Origin of the sequence: Micromonospora sp. WMMA1949 (assembly GCF_027460145.1) — a bacterium.
Taxonomy (GTDB): Bacteria; Actinomycetota; Actinomycetes; order Mycobacteriales; family Micromonosporaceae; genus Micromonospora.
Genome location: NZ_JAPZBG010000001.1, coordinates 631,724 through 658,119, shown reverse-complemented (window position 1 = coordinate 658,119; position 26,396 = coordinate 631,724). Strand labels below are relative to the sequence as shown.

21 protein-coding genes, 3 pseudogenes and 1 riboswitch are annotated in these 26,396 nt (G+C 73.6%); of the genes and pseudogenes, 13 read left to right on the top strand and 11 right to left on the bottom strand.

The window, feature by feature from the left end; all coding sequences use genetic code 11:
- Nucleotides 1-23: 23 nt before the first annotated feature.
- Nucleotides 24-734: a hypothetical protein gene (locus tag O7607_RS02820; protein ID WP_269700778.1), complete on the bottom strand. Its 711-nt coding sequence runs from the start codon at nucleotides 732-734 to the stop codon at nucleotides 24-26.
- Between the two features lie 144 nt (nucleotides 735-878).
- Between O7607_RS02820 and O7607_RS02815 the strand changes: the two genes are divergently transcribed.
- Together O7607_RS02815 and O7607_RS02810 are read left to right on the top strand one after the other, a co-directional pair.
- Entirely contained in the window at nucleotides 879-1,769 is an 891-nt protein-coding gene (locus O7607_RS02815; RefSeq protein WP_269700776.1) for a DUF72 domain-containing protein, read from the top strand.
- A gap of 36 nt (nucleotides 1,770-1,805) precedes the next feature.
- Nucleotides 1,806-2,006, top strand: coding sequence for a GTPase activator (locus O7607_RS02810; protein ID WP_269700775.1), 201 nt, complete (start codon nucleotides 1,806-1,808; stop codon nucleotides 2,004-2,006).
- A gap of 4 nt (nucleotides 2,007-2,010) precedes the next feature.
- Here the strand turns inward: O7607_RS02810 and O7607_RS02805 are convergent, their stop codons facing one another.
- From O7607_RS02805 to O7607_RS02785, 5 genes are all read right to left on the bottom strand, one after another.
- On the bottom strand, nucleotides 2,011-2,388 hold the full coding sequence (locus O7607_RS02805; RefSeq protein ID WP_269700773.1) for a hypothetical protein: 378 nt from the start codon (nucleotides 2,386-2,388) through the stop codon (nucleotides 2,011-2,013).
- Between the two features lie 111 nt (nucleotides 2,389-2,499).
- Nucleotides 2,500-3,129 carry a hypothetical protein gene (locus O7607_RS02800; RefSeq protein WP_269700771.1) on the bottom strand — a complete coding sequence of 210 codons (630 nt, stop codon included), beginning with the start codon at nucleotides 3,127-3,129 and terminating at the stop codon, nucleotides 2,500-2,502.
- An 85-nt stretch (nucleotides 3,130-3,214) separates the two neighbouring features.
- A complete protein-coding gene (locus O7607_RS02795) occupies nucleotides 3,215-4,072 on the bottom strand; it encodes an alpha/beta hydrolase family protein (RefSeq protein WP_269700769.1) in 858 nt (285 codons plus the stop codon).
- Nucleotides 4,073-4,207: 135 nt separating this feature from the next.
- Nucleotides 4,208-5,425, bottom strand: a complete 1,218-nt coding sequence (locus O7607_RS02790) for a glycosyltransferase (protein ID WP_269706876.1) — start codon at nucleotides 5,423-5,425, stop codon at nucleotides 4,208-4,210.
- Nucleotides 5,426-5,726: 301 nt separating this feature from the next.
- Nucleotides 5,727-6,938 carry a globin domain-containing protein gene (locus tag O7607_RS02785; protein WP_269700767.1) on the bottom strand — a complete coding sequence of 404 codons (1,212 nt, stop codon included), beginning with the start codon at nucleotides 6,936-6,938 and terminating at the stop codon, nucleotides 5,727-5,729.
- A 155-nt stretch (nucleotides 6,939-7,093) separates the two neighbouring features.
- Between O7607_RS02785 and O7607_RS02780 the strand changes: the two genes are divergently transcribed.
- Complete coding sequence (locus tag O7607_RS02780; RefSeq protein ID WP_269700765.1) at nucleotides 7,094-7,531, top strand: RrF2 family transcriptional regulator; 438 nt, start codon at nucleotides 7,094-7,096, stop codon at nucleotides 7,529-7,531.
- On the top strand, nucleotides 7,531-8,163 hold the full coding sequence (locus tag O7607_RS02775) for a class I SAM-dependent methyltransferase (RefSeq protein WP_269700763.1): 633 nt from the start codon (nucleotides 7,531-7,533) through the stop codon (nucleotides 8,161-8,163). Before O7607_RS02780 ends, O7607_RS02775 begins: the two co-directional genes overlap by 1 nt.
- Nucleotides 8,164-8,209: 46 nt before the next feature.
- Here the strand turns inward: O7607_RS02775 and O7607_RS02770 are convergent, their stop codons facing one another.
- Nucleotides 8,210-9,466: a hypothetical protein gene (locus O7607_RS02770; RefSeq protein ID WP_269700762.1), complete on the bottom strand. Its 1,257-nt coding sequence runs from the start codon at nucleotides 9,464-9,466 to the stop codon at nucleotides 8,210-8,212.
- 347 nt (nucleotides 9,467-9,813) lie between these two features.
- Between O7607_RS02770 and O7607_RS02765 the strand changes: the two genes are divergently transcribed.
- The 4 genes and pseudogenes from O7607_RS02765 to O7607_RS30430 all read left to right on the top strand — a co-directional run.
- Nucleotides 9,814-11,871 carry a DNA gyrase/topoisomerase IV subunit B gene (locus O7607_RS02765; protein ID WP_442929450.1) on the top strand — a complete coding sequence of 686 codons (2,058 nt, stop codon included), beginning with the start codon at nucleotides 9,814-9,816 and terminating at the stop codon, nucleotides 11,869-11,871.
- 32 nt (nucleotides 11,872-11,903) lie between these two features.
- Nucleotides 11,904-12,392 (top strand): annotated as a pseudogene (locus O7607_RS30440) (DNA gyrase subunit A); the annotation flags it as partial.
- A pseudogene (locus O7607_RS30435) lies at nucleotides 12,372-13,205 on the top strand (LAGLIDADG family homing endonuclease); the annotation flags it as partial. The pseudogenes O7607_RS30440 and O7607_RS30435, both read left to right, overlap by 21 nt.
- Nucleotides 13,206-13,598: 393 nt before the next feature.
- Nucleotides 13,599-15,680, top strand: a pseudogene (locus O7607_RS30430) (DNA gyrase subunit A); the annotation flags it as partial.
- Nucleotides 15,681-16,133: 453 nt separating this feature from the next.
- On the opposite strand, the gene O7607_RS02755 reads toward O7607_RS30430, so the two are convergent.
- From O7607_RS02755 to O7607_RS02745, 3 genes are all read right to left on the bottom strand, one after another.
- On the bottom strand, nucleotides 16,134-17,471 hold the full coding sequence (locus O7607_RS02755; RefSeq protein WP_269700759.1) for a uracil-xanthine permease family protein: 1,338 nt from the start codon (nucleotides 17,469-17,471) through the stop codon (nucleotides 16,134-16,136).
- A 95-nt stretch (nucleotides 17,472-17,566) separates the two neighbouring features.
- Entirely contained in the window at nucleotides 17,567-18,202 is a 636-nt protein-coding gene (locus O7607_RS02750; RefSeq protein ID WP_269700758.1) for an alpha-ketoglutarate-dependent dioxygenase AlkB, read from the bottom strand.
- A gap of 40 nt (nucleotides 18,203-18,242) precedes the next feature.
- Nucleotides 18,243-19,568, bottom strand: coding sequence for a polysaccharide pyruvyl transferase family protein (locus O7607_RS02745; protein WP_269700756.1), 1,326 nt, complete (start codon nucleotides 19,566-19,568; stop codon nucleotides 18,243-18,245).
- 159 nt (nucleotides 19,569-19,727) lie between these two features.
- Here O7607_RS02745 and O7607_RS02740 point away from each other — a divergent pair, with 159 nt between their 5' ends.
- The 5 genes from O7607_RS02740 (at nucleotide 19,728) to O7607_RS02720 (ending at nucleotide 24,709) form a co-directional block, all read left to right on the top strand.
- Nucleotides 19,728-20,957 carry an acyltransferase family protein gene (locus tag O7607_RS02740; RefSeq protein WP_269700754.1) on the top strand — a complete coding sequence of 410 codons (1,230 nt, stop codon included), beginning with the start codon at nucleotides 19,728-19,730 and terminating at the stop codon, nucleotides 20,955-20,957.
- 80 nt (nucleotides 20,958-21,037) lie between these two features.
- On the top strand, nucleotides 21,038-21,382 hold the full coding sequence (locus O7607_RS02735) for a hypothetical protein (RefSeq protein WP_269700752.1): 345 nt from the start codon (nucleotides 21,038-21,040) through the stop codon (nucleotides 21,380-21,382).
- A 137-nt stretch (nucleotides 21,383-21,519) separates the two neighbouring features.
- The gene (locus O7607_RS02730; RefSeq protein WP_269700751.1) at nucleotides 21,520-22,281 is read left to right on the top strand and encodes a hypothetical protein; all 762 of its coding nucleotides are present in this window, start codon (nucleotides 21,520-21,522) and stop codon (nucleotides 22,279-22,281) included.
- 309 nt (nucleotides 22,282-22,590) lie between these two features.
- Nucleotides 22,591-22,733, top strand: a riboswitch (cyclic di-AMP (ydaO/yuaA leader).
- Nucleotides 22,734-22,926: 193 nt separating this feature from the next.
- Entirely contained in the window at nucleotides 22,927-23,781 is an 855-nt protein-coding gene (locus O7607_RS02725) for a C39 family peptidase (protein ID WP_269700750.1), read from the top strand.
- Between the two features lie 181 nt (nucleotides 23,782-23,962).
- Nucleotides 23,963-24,709: an alpha/beta fold hydrolase gene (locus O7607_RS02720; RefSeq protein WP_269700749.1), complete on the top strand. Its 747-nt coding sequence runs from the start codon at nucleotides 23,963-23,965 to the stop codon at nucleotides 24,707-24,709.
- 6 nt (nucleotides 24,710-24,715) lie between these two features.
- Here O7607_RS02720 and O7607_RS02715 read toward each other — a convergent pair whose 3' ends face one another.
- Nucleotides 24,716-26,392 (bottom strand): CDP-glycerol glycerophosphotransferase family protein, encoded by a 1,677-nt coding sequence (locus O7607_RS02715; protein ID WP_269700748.1) that lies wholly within the window; start codon nucleotides 26,390-26,392, stop codon nucleotides 24,716-24,718.
- Nucleotides 26,393-26,396: the final 4 nt, after the last annotated feature.

Here is a 26,396-nt window from a genome sequence, read left to right as displayed (position 1 = left end):
GGGGGCAAGCTACCAGCCGGTCGTCAGCCGGTACGCCGCCCGGGCGGCGTACCGGAAGGCCGCTTGGCCTGCCCCGACGGGAGCACGTCCGGGCCCGGCGGCCCGCCGGACGGGTGGACCGGGTGCCCGGTCCTGCCGCCGCCCCGCTCGTCGCCGGCCTTTCCCGGCGGATCGTCGTCGCCCAGGAGCCCGGCGCAGTAGTCCGGCACCCGGTCGCGGCCGCCGGCGGCGCTGACGAGGTCGTCGAAGGCGGGCGTGCTCAGGGCGCGGCCCCGTTGCGGTTCGGCGACGGCCCGGTACGCGACGCACAGGCCGGACGGTTCGGACGGCTGCGGTGCCTCGGGCGCCGGTGAGACGGCCGGCCGGCTCGGGCGGTCCGGCGGCGTGGGCGGCGCGGTGACGACCGGCGGTGCCGCCGGGCGGACGGCGCGCGGCAGGTTCCCGGTGGCGGCGAGCGCGACGCCGCCGGTGAGGGACGCGGCGAGCGCGGTCACCGCCACCCGGACGCCGAGCCGGGCCGGGAGGCAGAACCGGGCGCCGCGGCGACGGCCCGACCGCCGGGCCGACCGGAACGCCGCGACCGCTGCCGCCTCCCCGTCGAGTTCGCCCGCGCCGGGCGCGGCCCGGACCGCGACCAGTACGGCCACCAGCCGCGGCGGAGCGGACGAGGTGTCGCCGGGGCGGCCGGCGAGCAGCCGCTCGACGGTTTCCTGGTCCAGGCCGGATGCGTCCATCTCGTGACCCTCAGCGCCGCCACCCGGCCCCGCGTCACACCCCGGCCCGGCGGAACCCTGGTGAGCCCGGTCACCCCGCGCCGGTCACGGCCCGGATCGCATCTCCGGTTGCCGATGTCCGGCGGTCGCGGTGAACTGAATTACATGGGTGTCATCAAGGTGGGCACGTCCTCGTGGGCCGACCAGATGCTGGTCCGCTCCGGTTGGTATCCGCGCGGCGTCAACACGCCCGCCGGCCGGCTCGGCTTCTACGCCGAGCGCTTCGGACTGGTCGAGGTGGACACGTCGTACTACGCCGTGCCGGTGCCGGAGACCACCGCGGCGTGGGCGGACGCCACCCCGGACGGGTTCACCTTCGACGTCAAGGCGTTCCGCCTGTTCACCGGCCACCACACGCCGATCGACGCGTTGCCGAAGGACCTGCGTCCGGTCGGCGGCCCGAGCCGGATCCGCTGGCGCGACCTGCCCGCCGGGGCGTACGACGAGCTGTGGGACCGGTTCCACGCGGCGCTGGCGCCGCTCGCGGCGGCCGACCGGCTCGGCGCCGTGCTGTTGCAGTTCCCGCCGTGGCTGGCCCGCGGTGAGGCGGCCCGGCGGCGGATCCTGGACGCCGCACGGCGTTGCCGTCCCTGGCCGGTCACCGTCGAGCTGCGGCACTCGTCCTGGTTCGACGGGGACGCGATGGCCGAGACCGTGACGTTCCTGCGCGAGCACGACCTCGGGTACGCCTGTGTGGACATGCCGCAGGGGCACGTCTCCTCGGTGCCGCCGGTCCTTGTCGCCACCACCGATCTGGCCGTGATCCGGTTCCACGGGCACAGCGCGGCCTGGGAGAGCGGGGACAAGCAGGAGCGGTTCCGCTACGCCTACGGCGAGCAGGAACTGCGGCACTGGTCGGTGCTGCTGCGCGAGCTGGCCGACGACTGCGCCGAGCTGCACGTGCTGATGAACAACTGCTGCGGCGACCAGGCCCAGCGCGACGCCGCCCGCCTGGCCGGCCTGCTCGGCGTCGCGCCCGCCGCCGCGCGCGCCTGAGGTTTTCCCGGCCGCCTCCCGGGTACCGCCGGGTTCATGGACGACCGCGAAGGGGGATCTGTGGAGCAGCGGCGCGGCGAGGACGAGCGGGACCCGCGAGCGACCCGGGAGGCCGAGGAGGCGCACGGCGGCAGCATGGCGCCGGGCCTGGTGGACGACACCGGGCACCCGGTGGCCGAGTCACCGGTGCCGGACAACGAGCCGTCGGCGCCGGGCGAGGACGGCACCGGCTCCTGACGGCCTAGGGACGCGTCTCCGGGCGCATCCCGGTCGCCTCCTCCAGCGCGTTGTCGCCGAGGTCGCCGTCCGCGCGGTCGTCCGGGAACGTCCGTCCCGACGGCGCCGGATCCGGCGGCGCGCCCGGCCCGGCCACCGGTGTCCGGGTCGGTTCGACGTTTCCGAAGCCGTGCCGGCCCGCCTTCGGCCCACCCGGCCCGGCGCCGGCCGCCCGCCGCTCACCGAGCCGTCCCTCGGGCACGGCGGTCTCCTCGCTGCCCTCGTCCATCGGGTCGTCGTCGCCCGCGCCCCACGGCGCGTCGGCGTCGAAGCCGCCGGTGCTGCCCCACGGCGCGGCCGACTCCGGCCCGCGCCCGGCACCCGGCCGGTTCCTGCTGGTCATGGTCACCTCACCTGGCTGCTGTGCCCGCGCCGCCCGTCGGCGGCCGGTCCGGTTCCGGTGCACCGCGCGGCCGGTGACCCACCCCGATGTGGGTCACCGGCCGCGCGGTGGTCAACGGGCCGCCCCGACCAGGGAACGTCCGGCCGCGCCCACGGCGGCCACCTTGCCGATGTTCTTCGGCGCGGACATGAGTCCGCCCGCGCGGTCCAGCATGCCCCGGAACACCTGCCCCGGCTTCTGCTGCTCGCCCATGTACGCCGACACCACGACGAGCGCGCCGGTCATCGCCGGTACCGCCCACTGGAGCAGCTTCATCTGCCGCTGGCTGGCGGCGACGTTCGCCGGGGTGTGGTGGTTGGGCTCGGTGGTCCCCTCGACCGGCGGCCCGCCGGCCTTCTCCAGCCGCATGCCCACCAGCCGGCTGTAGCCGGTCACCGCCAGCGCGCCGAGCGTCAGCGCGGTCTTCACCGCGCTCATCTTTCCCACGCCCGCCTGGCGGGCCATCCGCGGGCTCTCGGTGACCAGCTCGCCGACCGCGCCGGCCAGGTGCGCGCCGATCGCCGCCGCGTTGACCGGTGTCCACCGGGCCCACCCGGCCGAGGCCACCGGCAGCCGCTCGGTCGTGTCGTTGATCCGCGCCGCCGCGCCGTTGACGCCCAGCGCCCCCATCAGGGAGCCGCCGAACCAGGCCGCCAGGCCCAGGTCGTGCATCGAGCGCAGCGTGGTGTGCCGTTCTGACATCAGATCCCCCTCCGCCGTGTTCGGGCGGTGCGGCATACCCACGATCGGGCGACTCACGCCCCGGCGTGGCGGGGAGGAGGAGGGCTCAGCGGCGGGGGAGCGTGCCCGCGAACGCGGCGATCCGGGCGGCCAGCGGCGCCGACGCGCGTACCCAGGTGAAGTGGTCCAGCGGCGCCCCCGCCTCGGCGACCGTGTAGCGGTGCCTCGTCACGGGTGCCTCGGCCAGCTTCTCGCAGAGGTGGTCGAGCGTCTCGTGCGGCGTGTACTGGTCGTCGTCGACGCTGACCGCGAGCACCGGCGTCCGGATCCGCCGCACGGCGGCCTCCGTGTCCACCCCGTCCAGCGCCGGGAACCGGCCGGTGCGGGCGGTGTGCGCCCAGTCCCGGATCACGCCGGCGGCCTGTCGGCCGCCGAAGCCCCAGCCGGGCCAGACGCCGAGGAGCCGGGCCGTCGCCGCGATCCCCTGGGTGTACGGCAGCACGCCCCACCCGCGCAGACCCGGGTACCGCCGCCACCACGGCAGCCCCACCGCCACCAGGGCCAGCCCGTCCACCCGGTCGGCGTCGTGCAGCGCCTGGTGCAGCACCGCGACCTGGCCGCCGAGGGAGTGCCCGAGCAGCAGCCGGGTACGGCCGTCCAGCCGGGGCTTGAGCGCGTCGAGCACGGCGCCGATGTCGGTGGCCATCTCCTGGTAGCCGTACCGGCAGGCGCGCGACGGGGTCGGGGTGCTCTCGCCGGTGCCGCGCAGGTCGGCGACGATCACCGCGAGCCCGGCGTCGCGCAGCGCCGCGGCGAACGGCCGGTAGTAGCGGGCGCGCACGCCCATCGCGGGCCAGATCAGCACCACCGGCGCGCCGGGCGGACCGGCCGGCTCCGGGTAGACCTGCACGCCGATGCGTGCGCCGTCGACGTCCACGAACTCCTGGGTGTAGTCCCCGCTCACCCGGACCAGCCTACGGCCCTAACCTACCGACGGGTAGTAAGGGGTGTCCGCGTCCGCTGCGCCGGCACGCCTGCGCGGCGGCCGACGGCCCCGGTGCGTCGCGGCCGGCACGCGTGCAGCGGGTGCGCGCCCGCCTCACGCCACCGCCGGTGCGGGCCGGGCCGCGCTGGTCAGCGCACCGTAGACCGCACCGAGCTGCTCGGCGCAGCGTTTCCAGGAGTACCGGCTGCGGACGCGGTCGAGCGCGGCGGTGGCGTACGCGAACCGGCGCACGTTGTCGCCGAGCAGCCGGCGCAGCGCGGTGCCGAGCGCGCGGGGGTCACGCGGCGGCACCAGGTCGCCGGTGAGCCCGTCCACCACGCTGTCGGCGATGCCGCCCACGTTCGTGCCGATCACCGGCACGCCGCAGGCCATGCCCTCCAACGGGGTGAGCCCGAACGGCTCGTACCAGGGTGCGGCCACGAGCACGTCCGCCGACCGGTACCAGGCGGCCATCTCCTCGCGCGGCACGCCGCCGAGCAGCCGTACCCGGTCGGCCACGCCGCACGAGTCGGCGAGCGCGGACAGCCGGCGGGCGAACGTGTCGGCGGGCAGCAGGTGGGCCGGCGGGCCGCCGACGATCACACACTCCGCGTCCGGCACCGCGGGCAGCGCCCGGACCACGTCCAGGAAGCCCTTGCGCTCGACCATCCGCCCGACGGTGAGGATGCGCGGGCGGGCCGGGTCGCGGGGCGCGACCGGACCGTTCGGGCGGAACACCGCCTCGTTGACGCCGGACGGGACCAGGGCCATCCGGGACCGGGGTACGCCCATCCGGACCAGTTCGGCGACCTCGTCCGAGCCCTGCACGACGACCCGGTCCACCGCCCGGCCGAGTGCCCGCTCGTAACCGGCGCGCCCCGGTGGACTGGTGTCCCGGGTGCTCTGGTGACGGCGCTTGACGGTGCCGAGCGCGTGGTACGTCAGCACCGTCGGCACCCCGGTGCGGCGGCCGGCGTGCACAGTGGCCAGTCCGCTCATCCAGAAGTGCGCGTGCGCCACGTCCGGGGTCCAGCCGCCGTGCCGCCAGGTGTCGGCCAGCCGGCTGCCGAACTCGCCCATGTACGGCAGCAGGTCGTCCTTCGGCACCCGCCGGGCGGGACCGGCCGGCACGTGGCACACCTGGTAGCCGTCCGCCGCGCTGACCACCTCGGGCAGCGCCGGGGAGTCGCGGCGGGTGTAGACGCGGACGTCGTGGCCGGCAACGGTGAGCGCGGACGCGAGTTCCGCCACGTGCGTGTTCTGGCCGCCCGCGTCCTCCTCGCCGGGGGCGGCGAGCGGGCTGGCGTGCTGGGAAATCATCGCGATGCGCATGTTCTCGTCCTCCAGGATCCGGTCCCAGTCGGCGAGGAAGCGGTCCGGACCGGACCGCTCCTTCGCCACCTCGCGTGCCCGTGCGCCGAGCCGGTACGCGGCGTCGGCGTCCCCGGTCAGCCGGCGCGCGACCGCCACGAGCGTGTCGACTCGGGTGGCCGGCGCCCCGGCGTCCGGTGGGGCGGCGTCCACCGCTTCCGTGGTGGCCGGAAGGTCGCGTTGATGCCGGGGATGCGCATGGAGGACCCCTACCCTCGGCTTGCGCCCCTAACCAGGAGATCGTCGACTTCACCGCGGGGCGTCAGCCCGGCAGCATCCCGGGGCCGAACACCTCGTAGGCGATCCGCTCGGCCGGCACACCCCGGCGCAGCAGGTTGCCCCGGACCAGGTTCATGAACGCGACCGGGCCGCACAGGTGCGCGGCGACCCCGGTGGGCAGCGGGAGCCGGTCGGGGTCGATCAGCCCGGCGGACACCTCCGCCTTCAGGCCGGGCAGGTCGGCACCGGCGGCGTCGAGGTACCAGAGGTGGACGGCCAGGTTCGGCAGCCGTTGCTGCAGCGCGGGCAGTTCCGCGCGCAGCGCGTGCGCCTCGGCGTCCCGGTCGGCGTGCGCCAGCGTCACCCGGCGTCCGGGGTCCCGGTCGGCCAGGTGGGCCAGCGCCGCCATCGCCGGGGTGAGCCCGATACCGGCGCTGACCAGCAGCAGCGGCCCGTCGCCGCCGGTGGCGTCGACCTCGCCGAACGCCGGGCTCAGCCGCAGCGTGTCGCCGACGGACACCCGCTCGTGCAGGTGGCCGGAGACCATGCCGTCGGGCGCGCCGCCCTCGCCGCGTACCCGCTTCACGGTGATCCGCCAGGTGTCGGCGCCGGGGCGGCCGGAGAGGCTGTACTGGCGGATCTGCTGTCCCCGGCCTCCGTCCAGGTCGACAGCGACCGAGACGTACCGGCCGGGGGTGAAGCCGGGCGCGGCGCCGCCGCCGGCCGGCGCGAGGGTGAGCGAGACGACGTCGGCGCTCTCCCGGGCCCGGCCGGTCACCCGCCAGTCCTGCCACACCGGACCGCCCTCGGGCACGCCGGCGCCCGCGTAGAGCCGCGCCTCGCGGGCGATCAGCTCGCAGGCCAGCAGCCAGTAGACCTCGTCCCAGGCAGCGGCCACCTCCGGGGTGACGGCGTCGGCGAGCACCTCGCCGACGGCGGCGAGCAGGTGCCGGCCGACGATCGGGTACTGGGTGGCGGTGATGCCGAGCGAGGCGTGCTTGTGCGCGATCCGGTCCAGGACCGGCCCCCACGGCATGCCGGTCTCGCCGGTCAGGTGCGCCGCGTACGCGACCACCGCCGAGGCGAGCGCCGCCTTCTGCGCCCCGGTGGCCTGGTTGCCCCGGTTGAACAGGTCCAGCAGGTCCGGGTGGGCGTCGAACATGCGCTGGTAGAAGCGGCCGGTGATGGCCTCGCCGTGCGCCCGTACGACGGGCAGGGTGGCGGTCACCACAGCTGCTGAGGATTGCGTGAGCACTACCGAATCTCCTTCTGGGACTCGAACAGGTCGATCCCCACGAAACAGGATTCCTATATTCCTCTTTCAGGGCCGAAGGTCCCGCCGCCGGGGTGGCATGGGTCACCGTGAATCTGTCGGTGTCGCGGACGGCACCGAATGGCTAGGGTCGGTGCGTGAGGCTCAACCGGTCGACCGACATGGCGCTGCGGATCGCCATGCTGACCGCCGCGGCCCCGGTCCGGGCCACCGTCGACGAACTCGCCAACCGGCTCGCGCTGCCCCGCAGCCACGTCGCCAAGGTGGTGCAACGGCTGCAACGCATCGGTGTCCTGGTGACCATCAGGGGCCGCTCCGGCGGTGTGGCCTTCGCCGAACACGCCGCGGACATCACCGTCGGTGAGGTGGTCCGCGCCTTCGAGGGCGACGGCGAGGTGGTCGACTGCGCGCGGCCGGTCTGCCCGCTGGTCGCGGAGTGCCGGCTGCGCGGTGAGCTGCGCCGCGCGCAGGCCGCGTTCCTCGCCGTGCTCGACGGCGTACGCCTCGGTGACCTGGTCCACGGATCCGCCGGCCCGCTCCTGCTCAGCCTCGGCGCGCCACCGGCCGGTCGCTGATGGCCGTCTCGCATCCCGTCTTCTCCCGGCTCTTCGCCCGCGCCAGCGTCGCCATGGACCAGGCCGGCATGGCCGCGCACCGCTCCCGCCTCGTCACCGGGCTGCGCGGTCGGGTGGTGGAGGTCGGCGCCGGAAACGGGCGCAACCTGGCGCACTACCCGCCGGGCGTGACCCGGGTGCTCGCCGTCGAGCCGGAGCCGCGCCTGCGCGCCCTGGCCCGCGCCGCCGCACCGGGCGCCCCGGTGCCGGTCACCGTCACCGCCGGGCTGGCCGAGGCGCTGCCGGTCGCCGACGGCGCGGCCGACGCGGTGGTGCTGTCGCTCGTCCTCTGCTCGGTGCCGGACCAGGCGGTGGCGCTGCGCGAGGCGCACCGGGTGCTGCGGCCCGGCGGCGAACTGCGCTTCTACGAACATGTGGTGGCGCAGACCCCCGGCCTGCGGCGGGCCCAGCGCCTGGCCGACGCCACGCTCTGGCCGCTGTTCTGCGCCGGCTGCCACACCGCCCGGGACACGGTGGCAGCGATCCGGGCGGCCGGTTTCGAGGTGACCGAACTGGACCGCTTCCGCTTCCCGCCGACCGGGCTGCCCGCCCCGGCCTCGCCGCACGTCCTCGGCGCCGCGATCCGGCCCTGACCCTGACGCCGGACCGGGCCGGAGATCCGGCCCGGTCCTCGCGCGGTCAGCTCACGCTCACCGTGCCGTCCGGGGCGCGGACGCAGGAGACGGTACGGGCGCCGGTCGTCGCCGCCCCGGCCAGGCACCGGCCGAGCACCTTGTGCCCGGCGGCGTTCGGGTGCCACGACTCCTGGCAGGTCTGGAAGTACGTGCCGCAGGCGTTGGCGATCCGCTGGATGTCGAGCTTGTCGTATCCGGAGAGGCTGGTGACGAACGTGCCGGTCGGGCCGTCCATCAGCCGGATCGGGGTGGCCAGGGCGTTGCCCGGGCTGCCCGTCGACTCGCAGAGCCGCGCGCCGTCGAACGCGCGCTGCACGTTCAGGTAGACGAGGTCGTCCTGCGGGAACTCACCGGCGAGCGTGCCGCGCACCGAGCTGACGAGCGTGCCGAGCCCCTGCGAGAAGCGGTGGCCGGGCGCCAGGCTGGCCCGGTGGATCGGGCAGCCGGCCGCGTACCGCTCGGCGCCCAGCGCGCGGAACTTGTCCCGGGTGTCGTCGCGGCTGTCCTCGGTCCAGTAGGTCTGGTCCAGCTCGTACGGCAGCGGGTTGGTGTAGTCCTGGAAGACCACCCGGTGCCGGCCGTCGGCGTCGACCTCGTCCAGCGTGGCCAGCAGTTGCCGCAGCGCCGTGGTGGTCTCCGCGGTCGCGGCGGCGAACTGGGCGGCGGTGCCCAGGTCGGCGTCCGTGCACGGCTTCTGCTCCACCGGCCCGCCCAGGTACGCCCAGAACTCCCACCAGCCGGTCCACGCGTCGGCGATGAACCGGTTGGCGCACTTCTCCGCCACGCTGCCGAAGGTGAACGAGCTGTTGTTCGAGCCGAGCCCGACGAGCACCAGGTCGATGTCGTGGGTCCGCGCCACCGCTCGGAGCTGGTCGAGCTGGGCGGCCACCTGCCGCCCCTTGGCCCGGGTGGCGGACGCGTTGGCGATGTCGTACGGCTGGCCGCCCGAGCAGGCCAGGTTGAACCGCGCGGAGATGCCGGGCAGGTCGGCCTGGAACAGCGAGGCGTTCGGCGAGCGGTGGCAGAAGTAGGCGTTGGCGTTGGCGGCGGACCAGCCGGGGAAGCCCTGGGCCACCCCGTTGACGTCCGCCACCGGCGCGTACGCCCCGGCGCCCTCACCGCTGATGAAGCTGTCACCCAGCGCCACGGCGGCGGTGGGCAGTGCGGCGGCGGCCGGCCGGGCGGGCGCCGCGGCGGCGGGTAACGCCACCGTGGCGAGCGCCAGCGCCGCCGCGAGCACGGAACGACGGAACACGGACATGCCCGACCTCCCAGACATCGAAATGTGAAAGATTCTTTGGGATGGCGATCAGATCACGCGCGTGTGACGGACGTCAATGCCCCGACATCCAGGGCCCCTCGCCGGGGAAGACACCGGGCGCGCGGATCGTTGTGCCGCCTGGACGCCCCACCCGTCCCGCCGGACCGCCGTACGCGGCCTCGGCGCGGACCCGGCCGGCAGGCCGATCGCGCAACGCACCGCCCCGGTGCCGCCGACCTGTCGGGGCACCCGGCTAGGCTCGCTCCGGCGCGCCGCGCCCGGCGATCATCGTGGGGGGATCACACGGTGAACGGCACCACACCGCCGAGACCTGGGAGTACGACCAGTTGACCGCACAGCCTGACACCCTCTACGGGGCCGACGACCTGACGCACCTGGAAGGCCTCGACGCCGTCCGCAAGCGCCCGGGCATGTACATCGGCTCGACCGACAGCCGTGGCGTGGGTCACCTCGTCAACGAGATCCTCGACAACTCGACCGACGAGGGTGTCGCCGGTCACGCCACCAGAGTCGACGTGATCCTGCACGCCGACGGCTCGGTCCAGGTCGACGACGACGGCCGGGGCATCCCCACCGACGTGCACGCCAAGTCCGGCATCTCCGGCGTCGAGCTGGTGCTGACCCGCCTGCACGCGGGCGGCAAGTTCGGCGGCTCCGGCTACAAGACCTCCGGCGGCCTGCACGGCGTCGGCGCGTCGGCGGTCAACGCGCTGTCCCGCCGCTTCGACGTCACCGTCCGGCGCGGCGGCAAGGTCCACGCCATGTCGTTCCGCCACGGCGTACCGGGCGTCTTCGACGGCGACGGCCCGGACGCGCCGTTCACCCCCGGTCCCGGCCTGCAGATCGTCGGCGCGATGAAGCGCGGCCAGCGCACCGGCACCTCGATCCGCTGGTGGCACGACCCGCGCTACTTCGAGACCGGTGCCGCGCTCGACACCGAGGCGGTCCGGCTCAAGCTGCGCAACACCGCGTTCCTCGTCCCCGGCGTGGCCTACCGGCTGCGCGACGACACCGGCGAGGAATCCGTCGAGGAGCGCTTCCACTTCCCGAACGGGCTCACCGACATGGTGGAATACCTCGCCCCGGCCGGCGACCGGCCCGTCTCCGGCACGCTGCTGGTCACCGGCGAGGGCACCTACCGGGAGAACGCCGCCGACGCCAACGGCGTCATGCAGTCCAACGTGCAGCGGCGCGCCGAGGTCGAGGTGGCCTTCCGCTGGGGCACCGGCTACGAGCGCACCGTCGAGTGCTTCACCAACACCATCCGCAACGCCCACGGCGGCACGCACCGCAAGGGCTTCGAGCGGGCGCTGGCCCGTACCCTCGCCGACGCCGCCCGCAACGCCCGTGGCCTGCTCAAGCCCAAGGAGGACGCGCCCACCCTGGACGACGTCCTGGAGGGCATGACCGCGGTGGTGCACGTACGCATCCCGGAGCCGCAGTTCACCTCGCAGACCAAGGACGAACTGTCCACCGCCGGCATCACCAAGGTGCTCCAGGGCCTGGTCGAGGCGCACCTCAAGAGCTGGCTGGACGACCGCCGCACCAAGGCCGAGGCCCGCACGGTGCTCCAGAAGATCGTCGACGCGGCCCGGGTGCGGCTCACCCAGAAGCAGCAGAAGGACGCCGCCCGCCGCAAGACCGCGCTGGAGGGCGCGGCCATGCCGGCCAAGCTCGTCGACTGCCGGGCCACCGGCGTGGAGCGCAGCGAGCTGTTCATCGTGGAGGGCGACAGCGCCCTCGGTACGAGCCGGATGGCCCGCTCGTCGGAATACCAGGCGCTGCTGCCGATCCGGGGCAAGATCCTCAACGTGCAGAAGGCGAACCTCCAGCAGGTGCTGGACAACGCCGAGTGCGCCGCCATCGTGCAGGTGCTCGGCGCCGGCTCCGGCCGGACGTTCGACCTGTCGGCCCTGCGGTACGGCCGGGTGCTCATCATGGCCGACGCGGACGTCGACGGCGCGCACATCCGTACCCTGCTGATCACGCTGTTCGCCCGCTACATGCGGCCGCTGATCGAGGCCGGGCGGCTCTACGCGGCGATGCCGCCCCTGCACAAGATCACCACGAAGGGGCGCAACCCGCAAACCGTCTACACCTACACGCAGGCGGAGATGGAGGCGACGGTGCGCAAGCTGGAGAAGGCCGGCAAGCAGATCGTCACGCCGATCCCGCGCTTCAAGGGCCTCGGTGAGATGGACGCCGACGAGCTGTGGGAGACGACCATGAACCCGGCCACCCGGGCGGTCCGCCGGATCACGCTCGACGACGTCGACGCCGCCGAGCGGATCCTCGAACTGCTCATGGGGGAGAAGGTCGAACCCCGCCGCAACTGGCTGATCGACTCCGCCGACCGCGTCGACCGCGACGCCATCGACGCCTGACCAACGGGTTCTTCTCGGAAGGGAACCGCACCATGGCACGCCGCAAGGACGACCGCGCGAAGGCGGACCTCGCCGCCTTCGACCAGGCCGGCGCCCGCGTCTTCGACAACCCGCTGGTCACCGAGGTCTCGGACTCCTACCTGGAGTACGCGTTCTCGGTCATCCACTCCCGCGCCCTGCCCGACGCGCGCGACGGGCTCAAGCCGGTGCACCGGCGCATCCTGTGGTCGATGCACGAGCAGGGCCACCGCCCGGACCGCGGCCACGTCAAGAGCGCCCGCATCGTCGGCGACACAATGGGCAAGTACCATCCGCACGGCGACACCGCCATCTACGACGCGATGGTGCGGCTGGCGCAGGACTTCTCGCTCAACGTCCCACTCATCGACGGGCACGGCAACTTCGGTTCCCCGGACGACGGACCGGCCGCGGCGCGCTACTGCGTCGTCGGTGACACCCGGATCCGCCTGGCCGATGGCAGCAGCCCACGGATCGGTGATGTGGTCGACCTGCCGCCGAACAGCGAGGCGGAGGCCGATTTCGAAGTCCTCGACAAGGACGGCAAAGCGGTTCGCGTCAACAAGGTCTTCAACTCGGGTGTCCACCCGACGATCCGGTTCACGACTGAGACCGGATTCTCCCTCCGTGGTAGTGAGAATCATCTGGTTCTCTGCCTCGAAGCTCCGATGGGCGTCCCTGTCTTCCAATGGCGTCGGCTCGACGAGGTGACGCCGGGCTCCGTGGTCTGTATCGCGCGGAACGCATGGAACCAGGTCGTCCCCACCGCTCGTGAATACATGCTCGGCGTGCTCGGCGGCGCCTGGGTCTCTGAAGGCTTCGCCAGCGAGTCGCGGGCAGGATTCAGCAATACCGATGAGCACTTCTTCGGCGAGGTCCTGCATGCCTACGACCAGGTCGTGGCCGGACGACGCTACGTCAACGACCGGCACACGCGCCGAGACCGTCGCCGTATTCACGAACTTGACGTCCAAGACGTCGCCGGCGGGATGGACGCCTTCCGGGCGAGTCCACTCGCCGAGCTCATCGGTCACCAGGCGAGAGACAAGTTCGTGCCCGAATTCATCTGGGCAGGGGGGTGGGGCATCAAGCGGGCCTTCCTGATGGCCCTCTTCGAAGGTGACGGCGGAGTCCGCGTCGCCAACAGCAGCTTCACCATCCAGTACACCAGCTACAGCGAGCGTCTGACTCGGGAGGTGCAAGAACTGCTCGCGGAGTTCGGTGTGATCGCCTGTCGACGCCACTACACCCGGCCCAGTGGCTCGGTGGAGCACCGCTTGGTGGTTTCCGGGACGCGAAACATCAGGGCTTTCGCAACTCGTGTCGGCTTTCTCCGTACCAAGCAGGCGGTGCTGGCCAAGATGCTGCGGCACGCGCCGCTGCGCCCGCATCGGCTCAGTCAGGACCATGTCCCCTTTGTGGCCGACTACGTGCGCAGCAGCATCGACTTCGATCGTCGGGGCAGCGGACGCAAGTGGCTCACCAGCCACAACTTCGATCGTGTCGAGCGGTGGGAAACCGAACGACTCCGCATCATCGACCGCATCAAGGACACCGAGATCCTTGCCACGATCCTGCCCGTCATGGATGCGGGCTATCGGTACGAGAAGGTCGTCGCGGTTGCTCCCGACGAGCCGGCGGAGGTCTTTTCCGTTCGAGTCGAATCCGCGGACCACTCTTTCCTGGCCGGTGGTTTCGTCAACCACAACACCGAGGCCCGGATGTCCCGGGAGGCGATGCTGCTCACCGGCGAGCTGGGTGAGGACACCGTCGACTACGAGCCGAACTACGACGGTTCGCTGACCCAGCCCACCGTGCTGCCGGCGGCGTTCCCGAACCTGCTCGTCAACGGCGCGTCCGGCATCGCCGTCGGCATGGCGACCAACATGATCCCGCACAACCTCGGTGAGGTCGTCCAGGCCGCCCGCTGGCTGATCAACCACCCGGACGCCACACTCGACAAGCTCATGGAGTTCGTCCCCGGCCCCGACCTGCCCACCGGCGGGCTGCTGCTCGGCCTGGACGAGGTGCGCCGCGCGTACGAGACCGGGCGCGGCGTGGTGCGCATGCGCGGGCGGGTGGAGATCGGCCCGCTGGAGGGCAGCCGCGGCCGGCAGGCCATCACCGTGACCGAGCTACCGTACGGCGTCGGCGCCGAGAAGGTCATCGCGGCCATCACCAACGAGGTGAACAAGACCAAGCGGCTGACCGGCATCGCCGACGTCAAGGACCTCACCGACCGGGAGAACGGCACCCGCCTGGTGGTGGAGTGCAAGGTCGGCGTGAACCCGCAGGCGCTGCTCGCGGACCTCTACCGGCTCACCCCGCTGGAGCAGTCCTTCGGCGTGAACAACCTGGTGCTCGTCGACGGTCAGCCCCGCACGCTCGGGCTCAAGGAGCTGCTCGACGTGTTCCTGGCGCACCGCTACGAGGTGGTGACCCGGCGCAGCGCGTACCGCAAGCGCAAGCGGGAGGAGCGCCTGCACCTGGTCGACGGTCTGCTGATCGCCCTGCTCGACATCGACCGGGTGGTCAAGCTGATTCGCGCCAGCGAGGACGCGCAGGCCGCCAAGGACGGCCTGATGCAGAAGTTCAAGCTCTCCGAGATCCAGGCGAGCTACATCCTGGACACTCCGCTGCGCCGGCTGACCAAGTACGACCGGCTGGAGCTGGAGGCCGAGCAGGAGAAGCTGCGCGGCGAGATCGCCGAGCTGTCGAAGATCCTGGACGATCCCAAGGTGCTGCGGAAGGTCGTCTCCGACGAGCTGGCCGCCGTGGTCAAGCAGTTCGGCGCGCCGCGGCGCACCACGCTCGTCGACGGCGACCTCAAGGAGGTGCTCGCCGCCTCGGTGCCCGCCGGTCCGCTGGAGGTCGCCGACGACCCGTGCCAGGTGATCCTCTCCGCCACCGGGCTGGTGGCGCGGACCGCGGCCGAGTCGGAGGAGGCCGCCGAGGCGCGCCGGCGCAGCGGCCGGGTCAAGCACGACGCGGTACGCGCGCTCGTGCACTCCACCGCCCGCGGCCGGGTGCTGCTGGTGACCAGCGCCGGGCGCGCGTTCAAGATCGACGTGTTGCCGTTGCCGGTGCTGCCGGAGCAGTCCGGCACGGTGTCGCTGCGCGGTGGCATGTCGGCGGCGGAACTGGTGCCGCTGGAGCCGGGCGAGACAGTGGTGGGGCTGGCCCCGCTGGGTCCGTCCGCGCAGGGCTCGCCCGGTCTGGCGCTCGGAACCCGGGCCGGTGTGGTGAAGGTGTGCGCCCCGGACTGGCCGGTCCGTTCCGAGGAGTTCGAGGTGATCTCGTTGCGCGACGGCGACGAGGTGATCGGCGCGACCTGGCTGACCGACGGCGCCGAGACGCTGGCGTTCGTCTCCTCGGAGGCGTCGCTGCTGCGCTTCGCCGCATCGGTGGTACGCCCGCAGGGGCTCAAGGGCGGCGGCATGGCCGGCATCAACCTGCCAGGCGACGCCCGGGCGGTCTTCTTCGGCGCGATCCGCACCGACGACGCGAAGCACGGTGAGCCGATGGTGGTCACCTCGACCGGAGCCACGGTGAAGGTGACGCCGTTCAAGGCGTACCCGGCGAAGGGGAGGGCGACCGGCGGCGTCCGCGCGCAGCGGTTCCTCAAGGGTGAGGTGGAGCTGTCGGTGGCGTGGATCGGTCCGCGGCCGGTGGGTGCGACGGCCACCGGCGACCCGGTGGAACTGCCCCCTGCTGACCCGCGCCGAGACGGCTCCGGTTTCGCCGTCATGCTCGGCCCGACGGTGGTGGGCCACCACATCGACCGCGACTGACGAGGTAGGGCGGGCGCCTGGCGCACCCGCCCTACCGCTCAGTCGCGCCCGCTCGTCTCCCGCCCGCGCCCGCGCACCCGGCGACCCTGCCCATCTCGGCACTGCCCGACCCCGTTGATCAAGGAGTTTGCGGCCCTTTCACGCCTCCCGCCGACCACAAACTCCTTGATCACCGCAGCGGGCGCCCGGGTGGCTGGCGAGTTGCGGGTGTGTGGGCACTCGCCCCCCGTCCTGCGCGGTTGATCATGAGGTTGGCGGCGGCAAAACGGACACCGATCGCCGTCAACTTCATGATCGACGCGGTCGGGCCCTCGGGTGTCCCGATCGCGCCCCGACCGTCTGTTGACCATGAAGTTGGCGGGCGTGAATCGGGCAATTTGTGCCGCTAACTTCATGATCGACGGAGCGACGGGGCGGCGGGGCAAAAGGCGGCGGGGCGGGTGGGGTGAGGGGTCAGAGTTCGGGGTCGGGGGATTGGCGGGACTCGGGAGTGGTGCCGCGCAGGCGGGCGATCAGGCGCATGCCGTGGTAGATCGCCAGGGCGGCGGCAGTGCCCAGCGCGATGCCGTTGAACGACAGGTCGCCGGCCGTCAACGTGTAGTTGGCGGCCCCGATGATCACCGCCACCGCCGCGGTGAACAGGTTGATCGGGTCGTGGAAGTCGACCCGGCTCTCGATCCAGATCCGGGCGCCGAGGATGGCGATCAGGCCGTACAGGGCGGTGGTGGCGCCACCGAGCACGCCGGCCGGGACGGTCAGGATCAGCGCGCCGAACTTCGGGCAGAGCCCGAGCAGGATCGCCGTTCCGCCGGCGATCCAGTACGCGGCGGTGGAGTAGACGCGGGTCGCGGCCATCACGCCGATGTTCTCCGCGTACGTGGTGGTGCCGGAACCGCCGCCGGAGCCGGCCAGCACCGTGGCGACGCCGTCACCGAGCAGCGCCCGGCCCATGTCGCGGTCCAGGTTGCGGCCGGTCATCGCGGCGACCGCCTTGACGTGCCCGGCGTTCTCCGCGATCAGCACCAGGATCACCGGGATGACCAGCACGACGGCGCGCGCGTCGAAGCTCGGCGTGTGGAACTCGGGGAAACCGACCCAGGCCGCCTGGCGCAGGCCGCTGACCGCCTGCTGGTCGAGGTTGCCGGTGAGCGCGGCGAGCACCCACCCGACCACCACGCCGACGAGGATCGACAGCCGCGCCACGAAGCCCCGGAACAGCACCGTGGTGAGCAGGATCGCGAGGAGCGTGACCACGGCGATCAGCGGCTGCGCCTTGACGCCGGTGCCGGAGCCGTCGCCGTCCCAGGCCACCGGCGCGAGGTTGAGGCCGATCAGCATGACGATTGCGCCGGTCACCACCGGCGGCATCAGCGCGTCGATCCAGCGGGAACCGGCCACCTGCACCACCACGCCGACGAGCGCCAGCGCGACGCCCGCGACCACGATGCCGCCGAGCGCCGCGCCGATGCCGCCGTCGGTCTTCGCCGCCAGCACCGGCGCGATGAACGCGAACGACGAACCGAGGTACGAGGGCAGCCGGTTGCCGGTGATCAGCAGGAACAGCAGCGTGCCGAGGCCGGAGAAGAGCAGCGTGGTGGCGGGCGGGAACCCGGTGATCAGCGGGACGGTGAAGGTGGCGCCGAACATGGCGACCACGTGCTGCACGCCCACGCCGATGGTGCGCGGCCAGGAGAGCCGCTCGTCGGGCGCGACCACGTCGCCGGGGCGTACCTGGCGGCCGTCGCCGTGCAGGGTCCACGGGGACCAGCGGGAGGTGGGGGACTGGGTCATCGGTCGCCCTTCGCGTCATCGGGTGACGGGGGCGTGATCGACCCTGGGAGTTGTTTCTAGCACGTGCCCTGGCCGGATGGGGGCCCGGCCCGGGCTCAGGCGACGCCGGTGGGACGGAACTGGACGCTGACCCGGGGGCCGACCGGCCGGGTGGTCTTCGGCACCGCGTGCTCCCAGGTGCGCTGGCAGGAGCCGCCCATCACCACGAGATCGCCGTGGCCGAGCGGAAACCGCAGGCTGCCGCCGCCCCCGCCGCGGGGGCGCAGCAGCAGCGCGCGCGGGGAACCGAACGACACGATCGCCACCATGGTGTCGGTGTGCGCGGAGCGGCCCAGGGTGTCGCCGTGCCAGGCGACGCTGTCGCGCCCGTCGCGGTACAGGCACATGCCGGCGGTGACGAACGGCTCGCCCAGTTCGGGCGCGTAGTGCCGGGTGAGCGCGTCCCGGGCCGCGGTGAGCACCGGGTGCGGCAGGGGCCGGCCGGCGGCGTACCAGCAGAGCAGCCGGGGTACGTCGACAGCGGTGTCGTACATGGTGCGGCGTTCGGCCCGCCACGGCACGTCGTGGCGCAGCGTGTCGAGCACCTCGTCGGAGCCCCGGACCCAGCCGGGCAGGTGGTCGACCCAGGCGCCCCGGCTCAGCTCGTGCCGGCGCAGCGCCCCGGCGAGCGGGCCCAGGGCCGGGCCCTGCTCGGCCAGGTCGAGTATCGAGGGCTGGTACGCGTCGGACACGTCGCCGATCGTACCGCGCTCTCGAACAGGCGTACGACGGTCAGCGCCGCAGCATCCGGCGGACGGTGCCCGGGACGGCCTGCTTGATCCGCTCCCGGAGCTGCTGCGAGCGCAGCGCGTCGATGGTGGCGGTGAGCTTGGCGTTCTCGTCGCGCAGCCGCTCGATGCGGGTCAGCAGTTCGGCCGGCGGGGTGGCGGCGGCGGGCCGGACGGCCGGCGGGAACACCGTCTCGGCGACCTGCCGGTCGAAGCGCGCGGCGCTGTCGCCGTCGGCGAACGAGGTGCCGAGGTCGTGCTTGCGCAGGAACGCGGTGATGGTCTCGAAGCGGGCCTTGTGGCCGTCGTTGAGCGCGGTGTAGTCGGCCTCCGCGTAGAGGTCGGCGGCGTCGACGTCGGCCGGCACGTCCCGCATGATCCGGTGCGGGATGCCGAAGTAGCGGGCCAGTTCCAGCGTGCGCGAGTCGTGCGCGAACAGGTAGCCGGGCGTGCCGGCGACGAGCGCGGTGATGGTGCCGTGGATGCGGGTGCCGAACGCGAAGTCGTACCCGGACAGGTGCGACATCCAGGTCCACGGGTCGACGAACATGCGCACCTTGTCCTCGGCGAACAGCGGGTGCGAGGTGTGCAGCGGGATGTCGCTGCTCTGGCCCCGGTGCTCGGGCGCGTCGCCGTAGAGCAGGGTGCCGAGCGTGCGCAGGTCCTGCGGCACGTAGCAGAGGTTCGGGTAGCGCTCCTGGTGGTGGCGGACCACAGCGGCCATCGATCGGACGTACGGGGAGATGGTGAGCGCGACCTTCGAGTCGGCGGTCAGTTCCGGGCGGTCCTTCTCGAGCCGGAACGTGTCGCCGTGCAGGAACATCGACGGGCAGCCGATCTGCTCCACATCGGAGAAGCCCAGCGTGTTCAGGTAGCTCTCGGTCACCTCGCCGCGGACGCCGATGCTGTGCGACCGGTCCAGCACGGCCTTGCAGAAGGCGCGCACCGGCTCGTCGATCGGGCGCAGGTACTCGCGGTCGCCGTCGACGTTCGTCTGCACGCCGACGCCGAGCACCACCACCGGGATCTTCAGCCGTTCGATCAGCCGGGTCAGCGGGGTGAGGCGGTGGATGAAGCTGCGCCGGAACGCGTTCGCCAGCGGCACCACGAAGACGTCGTGCCGCTCGTTGATCTCGTCGGCGAGACGCGGGTCGGCCGGGGTGCGGGTCGCTGTGATCTCGGCCGTGGAGGTGGCGAGCAGCTTGTGCGCCGCGTGGCTGAAGACCAGGTTGCCGCTGTTGTCGCCGATCCAGTTGCCGGCGAACGTCTCCTCCGGCGTGAGGACGTCGAACGGGCCCTTGCGGGCGCGGAGCAGGATCCGCTGGTGCATCCGGTTTCGCTCACCTTCCGTACGGCACGGCGTCCGGGCGGGAGCCGTGGTGGGGTGCCCGCGCGTGCAGGAACGGAAATCCTATCCGCCGCCCCTGAGAGACCCGGCGGACGTCGGCTCGCCGGGAACGTCCCGGTTCCCCGGGGTAGGGTGCCCGGAATGACCAGCGCGCCGACCGTCACCCGTGCCCCACGACTGCCGTCGCTGACCGGATTGCGGTGGGTAGCCGCGCTGCTCGTCTTCGGCTTCCACGCCGGGACCATGGGCATCGTCGCCGAGCCGCACCTGAAGCCCCTGATCGACAAGGCGTTCAGCCTCGGCCTGTCCGGCGTCGAGTTCTTCTTCATCCTCAGCGGGTTCGTGCTGGTCTGGTCGTACCGGGACGGGGAACGCGCGTGGACGTTCCTGCGCCGCCGGTTCGCCAAGATCTACCCGAACCACGTGGTGACGTTCGTCGCGGCGGTGGCGGTGGCGGCCTGGTTCGCCGACCCGATCGTCCCGTGGGCCGCGATCGCCAACTTCTTCCTGGTCCAGGCGTGGATCCCGCTGGGCGGCTACTTCTACAGCGTCAACAACGTGAGCTGGTCGCTCTCCTGCGAGCTGGCCTTCTACCTGTGCCTGCCGCTCGTGGTGCCGTGGCTGCGCCGGGCCCGTACCGGCGTGCTGCGGACCGTGCTGGTCGCGGCGCCGCTGCTCATCCTGGCGCTGTGGCCCGGCCAGCAGCTCGTGCCGGAGGAGCAGCGGTGGTGGTTCACGCAGATCTTCCCGGTGACCCGGTCGCTGGAGTTCTGGATGGGTGTGGCCGCCGCCGAGCTGATGCGCCGGCACCGCTGGCGCGGCCCGAACCTCACCGTCGCCACCGGCGTCTTCGTCACCACCTGGGTCGTCGCCGCGCTGTGGATCCCGGCCGAGTTCTGGGCGGCGCTGCTCGCGGTCGCATACCTGCTGGTCATCGCCGCCGCGGCGGACGCCGACGTGCGCGGCCGGCCCACCCCCTGGCGGTCCCGCGCCATGGTCTGGCTCGGCGAGGTGTCGTTCGCCTTCTACCTGGTGCACGTGCTGGTCATGGTCACCGTGCTGCGGCTGACCGGGCACTGGGGGAGCGGCCTGCCCGGCTGGCGCGGCCCGCTCGCGGTCCTCGGCTTCCTGGTGGTCACGCTCGCGCTGGCCGCCGCGCTGCACCGCTGGGTGGAGGTGCCGATGATGCGCCTGCTCGGCCCGTCCCGCCGGGCCCGCGCCGCGTCCCGCATGCCGGCCGCCGCGCCGGCGGTGCCGGCTCCGCGCCGGGCCGCCGACGACGCCGCCGGCCCGGCCGCCGACGGCGGCGCGACGTCCGTCGCCGGTCCGGGCGAGGGCATCGAGTACGCCGGGCGGCGTCGCCCGGACTGACACGCGCACCCCTCGGCCGGTCGATTCGCGACACGCCGTGCGGCGGTGCGTTCGTGGGGGTTCGGCGGTAATTTGTACCCGTGCTTCCGATCGCGCTCACCTGCCCCGTGTGGTGGGTGGCGCGCTGGACCGCCCGGATGCTCGCCAGTCTCGCCGTGGTCGTCGCCTGTTCGTTCGGCGCCGCCACGCTGCCGTCCGGTGTCGCCGCTGCCGCCCCGGCTCCGGCGGCGGCCGTCCCGGCGTACCCCGTCGCCGGTGCCTCGGCCACCGCGCGGCCGGAGGCCGACCGCGCGGCCGAGCGGCAGGCCCTTCCCGCCGGTGTCCCGGCGCCCGCTCCCCGGGCCGTCGACCCGGCCGCACCGCAGCCGGTCCCGGCCGGCCGGGTCGCCGCGCCGGCCGGCCCGCGGGCCCCGCCCGCCCGCTGATCCGCCCCCGGGCCACGCCCGTTCACCGCACCCACCGAACGTCATCCCCGCACCCGCCCCGGCGGCCCGTTCCACCGGCCCGCCCCGGCGAGGTCGTGCGGGTCCTCCCGCCAGGTTCTTCCCGTGAGGTGCCGACCATGTCGCAGACCGCCCTGTACCACTTCCTCACCGCGGTGCCCGAGGCCGCCGCCATCTGGTCCTTCCTGCTGCTGCTCGCCCTGGGCCTGCTCGCCGCGCTCGTCGCCCGGCCGGAACGCGACCCCGAGCCGGACGCCGCCCCCGAGCCGGACGCCGATGCCGCCCGCCGCGACGATCTGGTCCGCTACGCCGAGGAGGTGGCGGTGGCCGCCGCCGGGGCCGCCCAGACGGCCCGTCGCCGCCGGGAGCGGTGGCTGGCCGCGCAGGACGAGGCGGACCGGGCCTGGACCGCGTACGACGAGGCGGACAGCGCCGCCCGCCGCCTGGCCGGCGCCGCCGCGCTGGGTGCCCCGCGCACCCCGCGCACCCCGGGTGAGTACGCGGCCCGGGAGCGCTGGCTGCACCACGCCGCCATGACGGCGCACTGGCGGGGCGACCTGACCGCCCGTCAGCTCGCCGACGTGCTGGCGCACCGCAACGGGTGGGATCCGCGCCGGCACCCGGCCGAGCAGGAGATCGTGCTGGCCCGCACGGTTCGGGACGGGCGCCGGGCCGGATGGGAGCGCGCCGCCGCGCGGGAGCGGACGGCCTGGCGGGACGCGGAACTGGCCGCCGAGGCCGCCCGGACCCTCGCCGCCGAGGCGTACGCGGCAACCGTGGCCCTGCGGCCCGCCCTGCCGTACCGGAGCACGACGACGAGCGCCCTGCCGGTGCCCGCGGCGGCCCGGAACGCGCGGTGGCGCCCGGCCCGGGTCGGCTGAGGCGCCCCGTCTCGACCGAATTGTTACCCGCAATGTGGTGAGCCCGGTCACCCAGGCCGCCGAATCGGGCGCGGGGCGCAGAACGGGTCATCGAGCCGCGCAATTGCCGGTCGGCTGCTCGCCGTCTGTCCGGTTTCCGCCGCCAGGTGCCGTCGAAACTGCTTGTCCCATTGAGTGAAGTCAGTAACCGGGTGTTCCGAAATCCGTTACCGCGGATCACGTTTACGCAGGTGGGAGCGCTTGGCATGGGACATACCCACCGGTAGTGTCGGCGCGTCCGATGCGGTAATCGATCGCCGACGGCGACGCCGCACCGACCCGCCTAATCGAGTTCCACGAACCGGGGACCCATGAGCACCATCGGGGTGAATCCGCGAGCCCACGGCCCGCGGTAGGGCGTACTTCCCGCCCGAATCCGTCAGCTAACCCGGTCGGCGGCCACGGAAGGAGTTACCCCTCTTGCCCACCCCTCGATCGTCCCCCCGCCTCCACGGCACCGCGGTGCCCGCGCTCGCCTGACGCGCGACCGGCAACCGCCCCCTGGGCGCCCGGCATCACGGGCGTTCCCGATCCCCCGGCCATCCGGCCCCGCCAGCACGTGTGAGTTCCTCCGCGTGCCGGGCCGGCGTGTGCCGCTCACGCCCCGTGGAGGATTTCGTGAAGCACCACCTGAAGCGTCAGCTGCGACGGATCGTCACCGAACGCCCGTACCAGATCATCGCCGGATCGGCCGCCGCGCTCGTGCTGGCCGCCGGTGCCGGCACCGTCGCCGCCGCCGGTGACGACGCCCCGGTCCAGGAGAACACCGCGGCGGTCGCCGATCTCGGCGCCGCCCGCCTCGGCGAGCAGCCCGCCAGCCGCGGCGAGGCCCGCATCGCCGTACCGCCGGCGTCGCCCAGCGCCTCGGCCGCGCCCAGCGCGTCGGCGAGCGCCTCCCCGTCGGCCAAGGCGGCGGCGGACCCGGACCTCACCCGGAAGGCCAAGCCGAAGCCGCCGTCGAGCAAGTCGCTCGACTACGACTACCAGGCGCAGATCAACTACTTCTACTGCGGCCCGGCCGCCGTGCGCAACGCGCTCAGCGCCGCCGGCATCGAGCGCAGCCAGGACGCGCTCGCCGGCCCGCTCGGCACCACCGAGATGGGCACCAACTCCGCCGAGGACACCACCCGGGTGCTCAACCAGCAGGTCAAGGGCAACCCGTACCGGACCCGCATGATTCCCGGCACCGCCACCCCGGCCCAGATGGACCGGCTCCAGGCCGACGTCGTCGAGGCGATCAGCAACGGCCGCGCGGTCGTCGCGAACGTCGCCGGTACCGCCACCGACACCAACGGCGGCTGGCACTCGTTCCCGGGCGGCCACTACGTCGCCGTGGTCGGCTACAAGGACGACGGCCGGACCGTACGGATCGCCGACTCGGCCGACCCGTCCCTGCCCTCGTACTGGCTCACCACGATCGACCTGGCGCACTGGATCGCCAGCCGCGGCTACTCCGCCTGACCGTCCCACCCCACCCCGGCCCCGCCTCACCTCGCCCCGCTGATCTTGCAGTTGTGGCCCCGGCATAACGGGTGAGCCGGGCATCCCGGGGGCCGAAACCGCAAGATCGACGGGCTGGTGGGGGCCGGGGGCGGCGGGTTCGGTCTCGCGTGTGCGGGGCGGGCGGTGGCAGACTGCGCCAATGGGCGATACGACGGGGAAGCGGCACCTGATTCTCCTGCACGGCATGGGTGCCACCGGCGAGGTGTGGCTGCCCTGGGCGCCGCTGCTGGAGCGCCGCTGGCCCGGCCGCTGGCTCGCCCCCGACCTCGCCGGTCACGGCTGGTCGCCGCCGCTGCCCGGCTACTCGTTCGAGGCCCTCGCCCAACGCGTGGCCGACGGGCTCGGCCCGGTACGGCTCGGCCCCACCGACCGGCTGGTCCTGCTCGGGCACTCGCTCGGCGGGGTGGTGGCGCTGGCGCTCGCCGCCCGGCAGCGGGCCCTTCCGGTCGACGCGGTGGTGGGGCTCGGCATCAAGGCGGTCTGGTCCCCGGCCGAGCTGGCGAAGTCGCAGGAACTGGCCGCGCGGCCGGTCACCTGGTTCGCCACCCGCGACGAGGCGGCTCGCCGCTACCTGCGGGTGTCAGGGCTCGCCGGGCTGTTCGCCCCGGACCATCCCGTGGTGGAGGCGGGGCTGCGGCGGGAGGACGGCCGCTGGCGGCTCGCCATGGACCCGGCGGCGTTCGCGGTCGGGGAGCCCCGGCTGGCGGCGCTGCTGGCCGCCACCGACGTACCGGTGCTGCTGGCCCGGGGCGAGCAGGACCCGATGGTGACCGACGCGCAGCTCAAGGAACTGGGTGTGCCGGTGGCCACGCTGCCCGGGCTGGGCCACAACGCGCACGTCGAAGACCCGGCCGCGGTGCTCGCCCTGCTCGACCCGTACCTCTGAGCGGGCCTACACCACGGCGCGCGGCGCCGGGACCGACCAGTCGGGTTCCAACTCGCGGCGGGCGGCGGTGAGGAACGCCTCGGCGTAGCCGTCGGCGGGGAAGTCGCCCAGGTAGCGGGTCCGGGCCGCCCAGCGCTGCGCCGCCTTCGGGTCGGCGTCGAGCAGGTCGGTGAGCACCTCGTCCACGTTGGACATGTCGCGCCGCAGCACGTAGCCGGACGCCGCCAGCGGGAACCGCTCGACGAAGTGCTCGCCGTCGGCGCCGGTGTCGGTGACCGCGTACGGCTTGCCGGAGTACAGCCAGTCGGAGATGACCCCGGAGACGTCGGAGACCAGCGCGTCGGCGCGGTTGACGCATTCGGTGAGCGTCAGCTCGCGGCTCGCGGCGGCGCCGAACAGGTGCGGCCGGCCGGTCCTGGCCCGGTCGGCGGCGAGCAGTTCGGTGAGGCGGGCGAGCTGGCGGGCCGAGGCCGGGTTCTTGTCGGTGTACGGGTGGGCGCGCAGGATCACCGTGGCCCCCCTGTCGATCAGCCGGCGGATCAGCGTCTCGGCCACCGGCAGCGAGCAGTAGTTGGCGTCGGCGTGGTGCCCGGTCCAGGTCGGGGTGTAGAGGACCGTAGGGTGCGCCGACGGGGTGACCGGCTCGCGGCGTACCTCGATGGCCTCGACCTGGGGACGGCCGACCACGACGAACTTGTCGGCGGGGATCTCCACGCCGGCGCGGGCGTACCTGTCGATCGCCGCCTGCCCGGCCACGAAGATCTTGTCGAAGATGGCCGAGACCGGGTTGGCGCTCGGTGCCTTGTCGCTGTCGCCGTGGTGCAGCTGCACGTGGGTGAGCTGGTTGAACCGGATCAGGTGGGCGTTCTTCGCGCCGTGGTTGACGTAGAAGGCGACCCGCAGGCTGGGCACCAGCGCCTCGTCCAGCGCCCTCAGCGTGGGGCAGAGGACCACCGGGGCGCGGGTGGCGGCGGCCACCGCGGGCAGGAGCTCCGGCTCGCGCAGCACCACCACGAACGGGCGGCCGATCCGCTCCAGGTACGGCAGCCACATGGTGACCTGGTACTCCGAGCCGGGCGGCGCGGAGAAGTGCAGCACGAACTCGGGCCGGTGGTGGCGCAGCGCCCGGCCGACCGGTCCACCTCCGGCGGGCGGCCGGAACCGGCGCCGGGCGAGGTCGAGCGCGACCGCCCCGCATCCGGCGCCGACCAGCAGCGCGGCGGCCAGCGCCGTCCAGGCCGGCAGCGTCAGGGCGGCGGCGAGCGCCACCACGGCGAGCAGCACCAGCAGCGCGTCGCCCAGCCGGGCGGCGACCACGGGTGCCCACGTGCGGACCGGGAGGTTCGCCGCGCGGATCTCCAGCGCGCCGGCCTGCCGCAGCGGGCCGACCAGCAGCACCAGGCCGAGCAGCACCAGCGCGGTGGCGGTCAGCGCCGGGTCGAAACCGTCGTCGAGGCGCCGGGCGTAGCCGACCAGGATGCCGGCGGCGACGAGCACCGTCTCGGCGAGACCGTCGGCCGACGGCCGGACCCGGCGCTCCCAGGCGGTGGCGGCGAGCGCGGCCACCGCCAGCGCCAGGCCCCAGCCGGTGGCCCCGGTGAGCGCCACGACGAGGAAGGCCAGCACCGCCAGCCCGGTGGTCAGTACCCGGGCGAGCAGCTTGCGGACCAGGTCACCACGCATCGGA

Bases quoted from the DNA above. Each gene is read 5' to 3' on its own strand.
- O7607_RS02755 (WP_269700759.1), bottom strand. From the start codon at position 17,471: ATGACCCAGTCCCCCACCTCCCGCTGGTCCCCGTGGACCCTGCACGGC.
- O7607_RS02775 (WP_269700763.1), top strand. From the start codon at position 7,531: ATGGCCGTCTCGCATCCCGTCTTCTCCCGGCTCTTCGCCCGCGCCAGC.
- O7607_RS02740 (WP_269700754.1), top strand. From the start codon at position 19,728: ATGACCAGCGCGCCGACCGTCACCCGTGCCCCACGACTGCCGTCGCTG.
- O7607_RS02730 (WP_269700751.1), top strand. From the start codon at position 21,520: ATGTCGCAGACCGCCCTGTACCACTTCCTCACCGCGGTGCCCGAGGCC.
- O7607_RS02745 (WP_269700756.1), bottom strand. From the start codon at position 19,568: ATGCACCAGCGGATCCTGCTCCGCGCCCGCAAGGGCCCGTTCGACGTC.
- O7607_RS02790 (WP_269706876.1), bottom strand. From the start codon at position 5,425: ATGCGCATCGCGATGATTTCCCAGCACGCCAGCCCGCTCGCCGCCCCC.
- O7607_RS02815 (WP_269700776.1), top strand. From the start codon at position 879: ATGGGTGTCATCAAGGTGGGCACGTCCTCGTGGGCCGACCAGATGCTG.
- O7607_RS02715 (WP_269700748.1), bottom strand. From the start codon at position 26,392: ATGCGTGGTGACCTGGTCCGCAAGCTGCTCGCCCGGGTACTGACCACC.
- O7607_RS02805 (WP_269700773.1), bottom strand. From the start codon at position 2,388: ATGACCAGCAGGAACCGGCCGGGTGCCGGGCGCGGGCCGGAGTCGGCC.
- O7607_RS02800 (WP_269700771.1), bottom strand. From the start codon at position 3,129: ATGTCAGAACGGCACACCACGCTGCGCTCGATGCACGACCTGGGCCTG.
- O7607_RS02770 (WP_269700762.1), bottom strand. From the start codon at position 9,466: ATGTCCGTGTTCCGTCGTTCCGTGCTCGCGGCGGCGCTGGCGCTCGCC.
- O7607_RS02720 (WP_269700749.1), top strand. From the start codon at position 23,963: ATGGGCGATACGACGGGGAAGCGGCACCTGATTCTCCTGCACGGCATG.
- O7607_RS02820 (WP_269700778.1), bottom strand. From the start codon at position 734: ATGGACGCATCCGGCCTGGACCAGGAAACCGTCGAGCGGCTGCTCGCC.
- O7607_RS02810 (WP_269700775.1), top strand. From the start codon at position 1,806: ATGGACGACCGCGAAGGGGGATCTGTGGAGCAGCGGCGCGGCGAGGAC.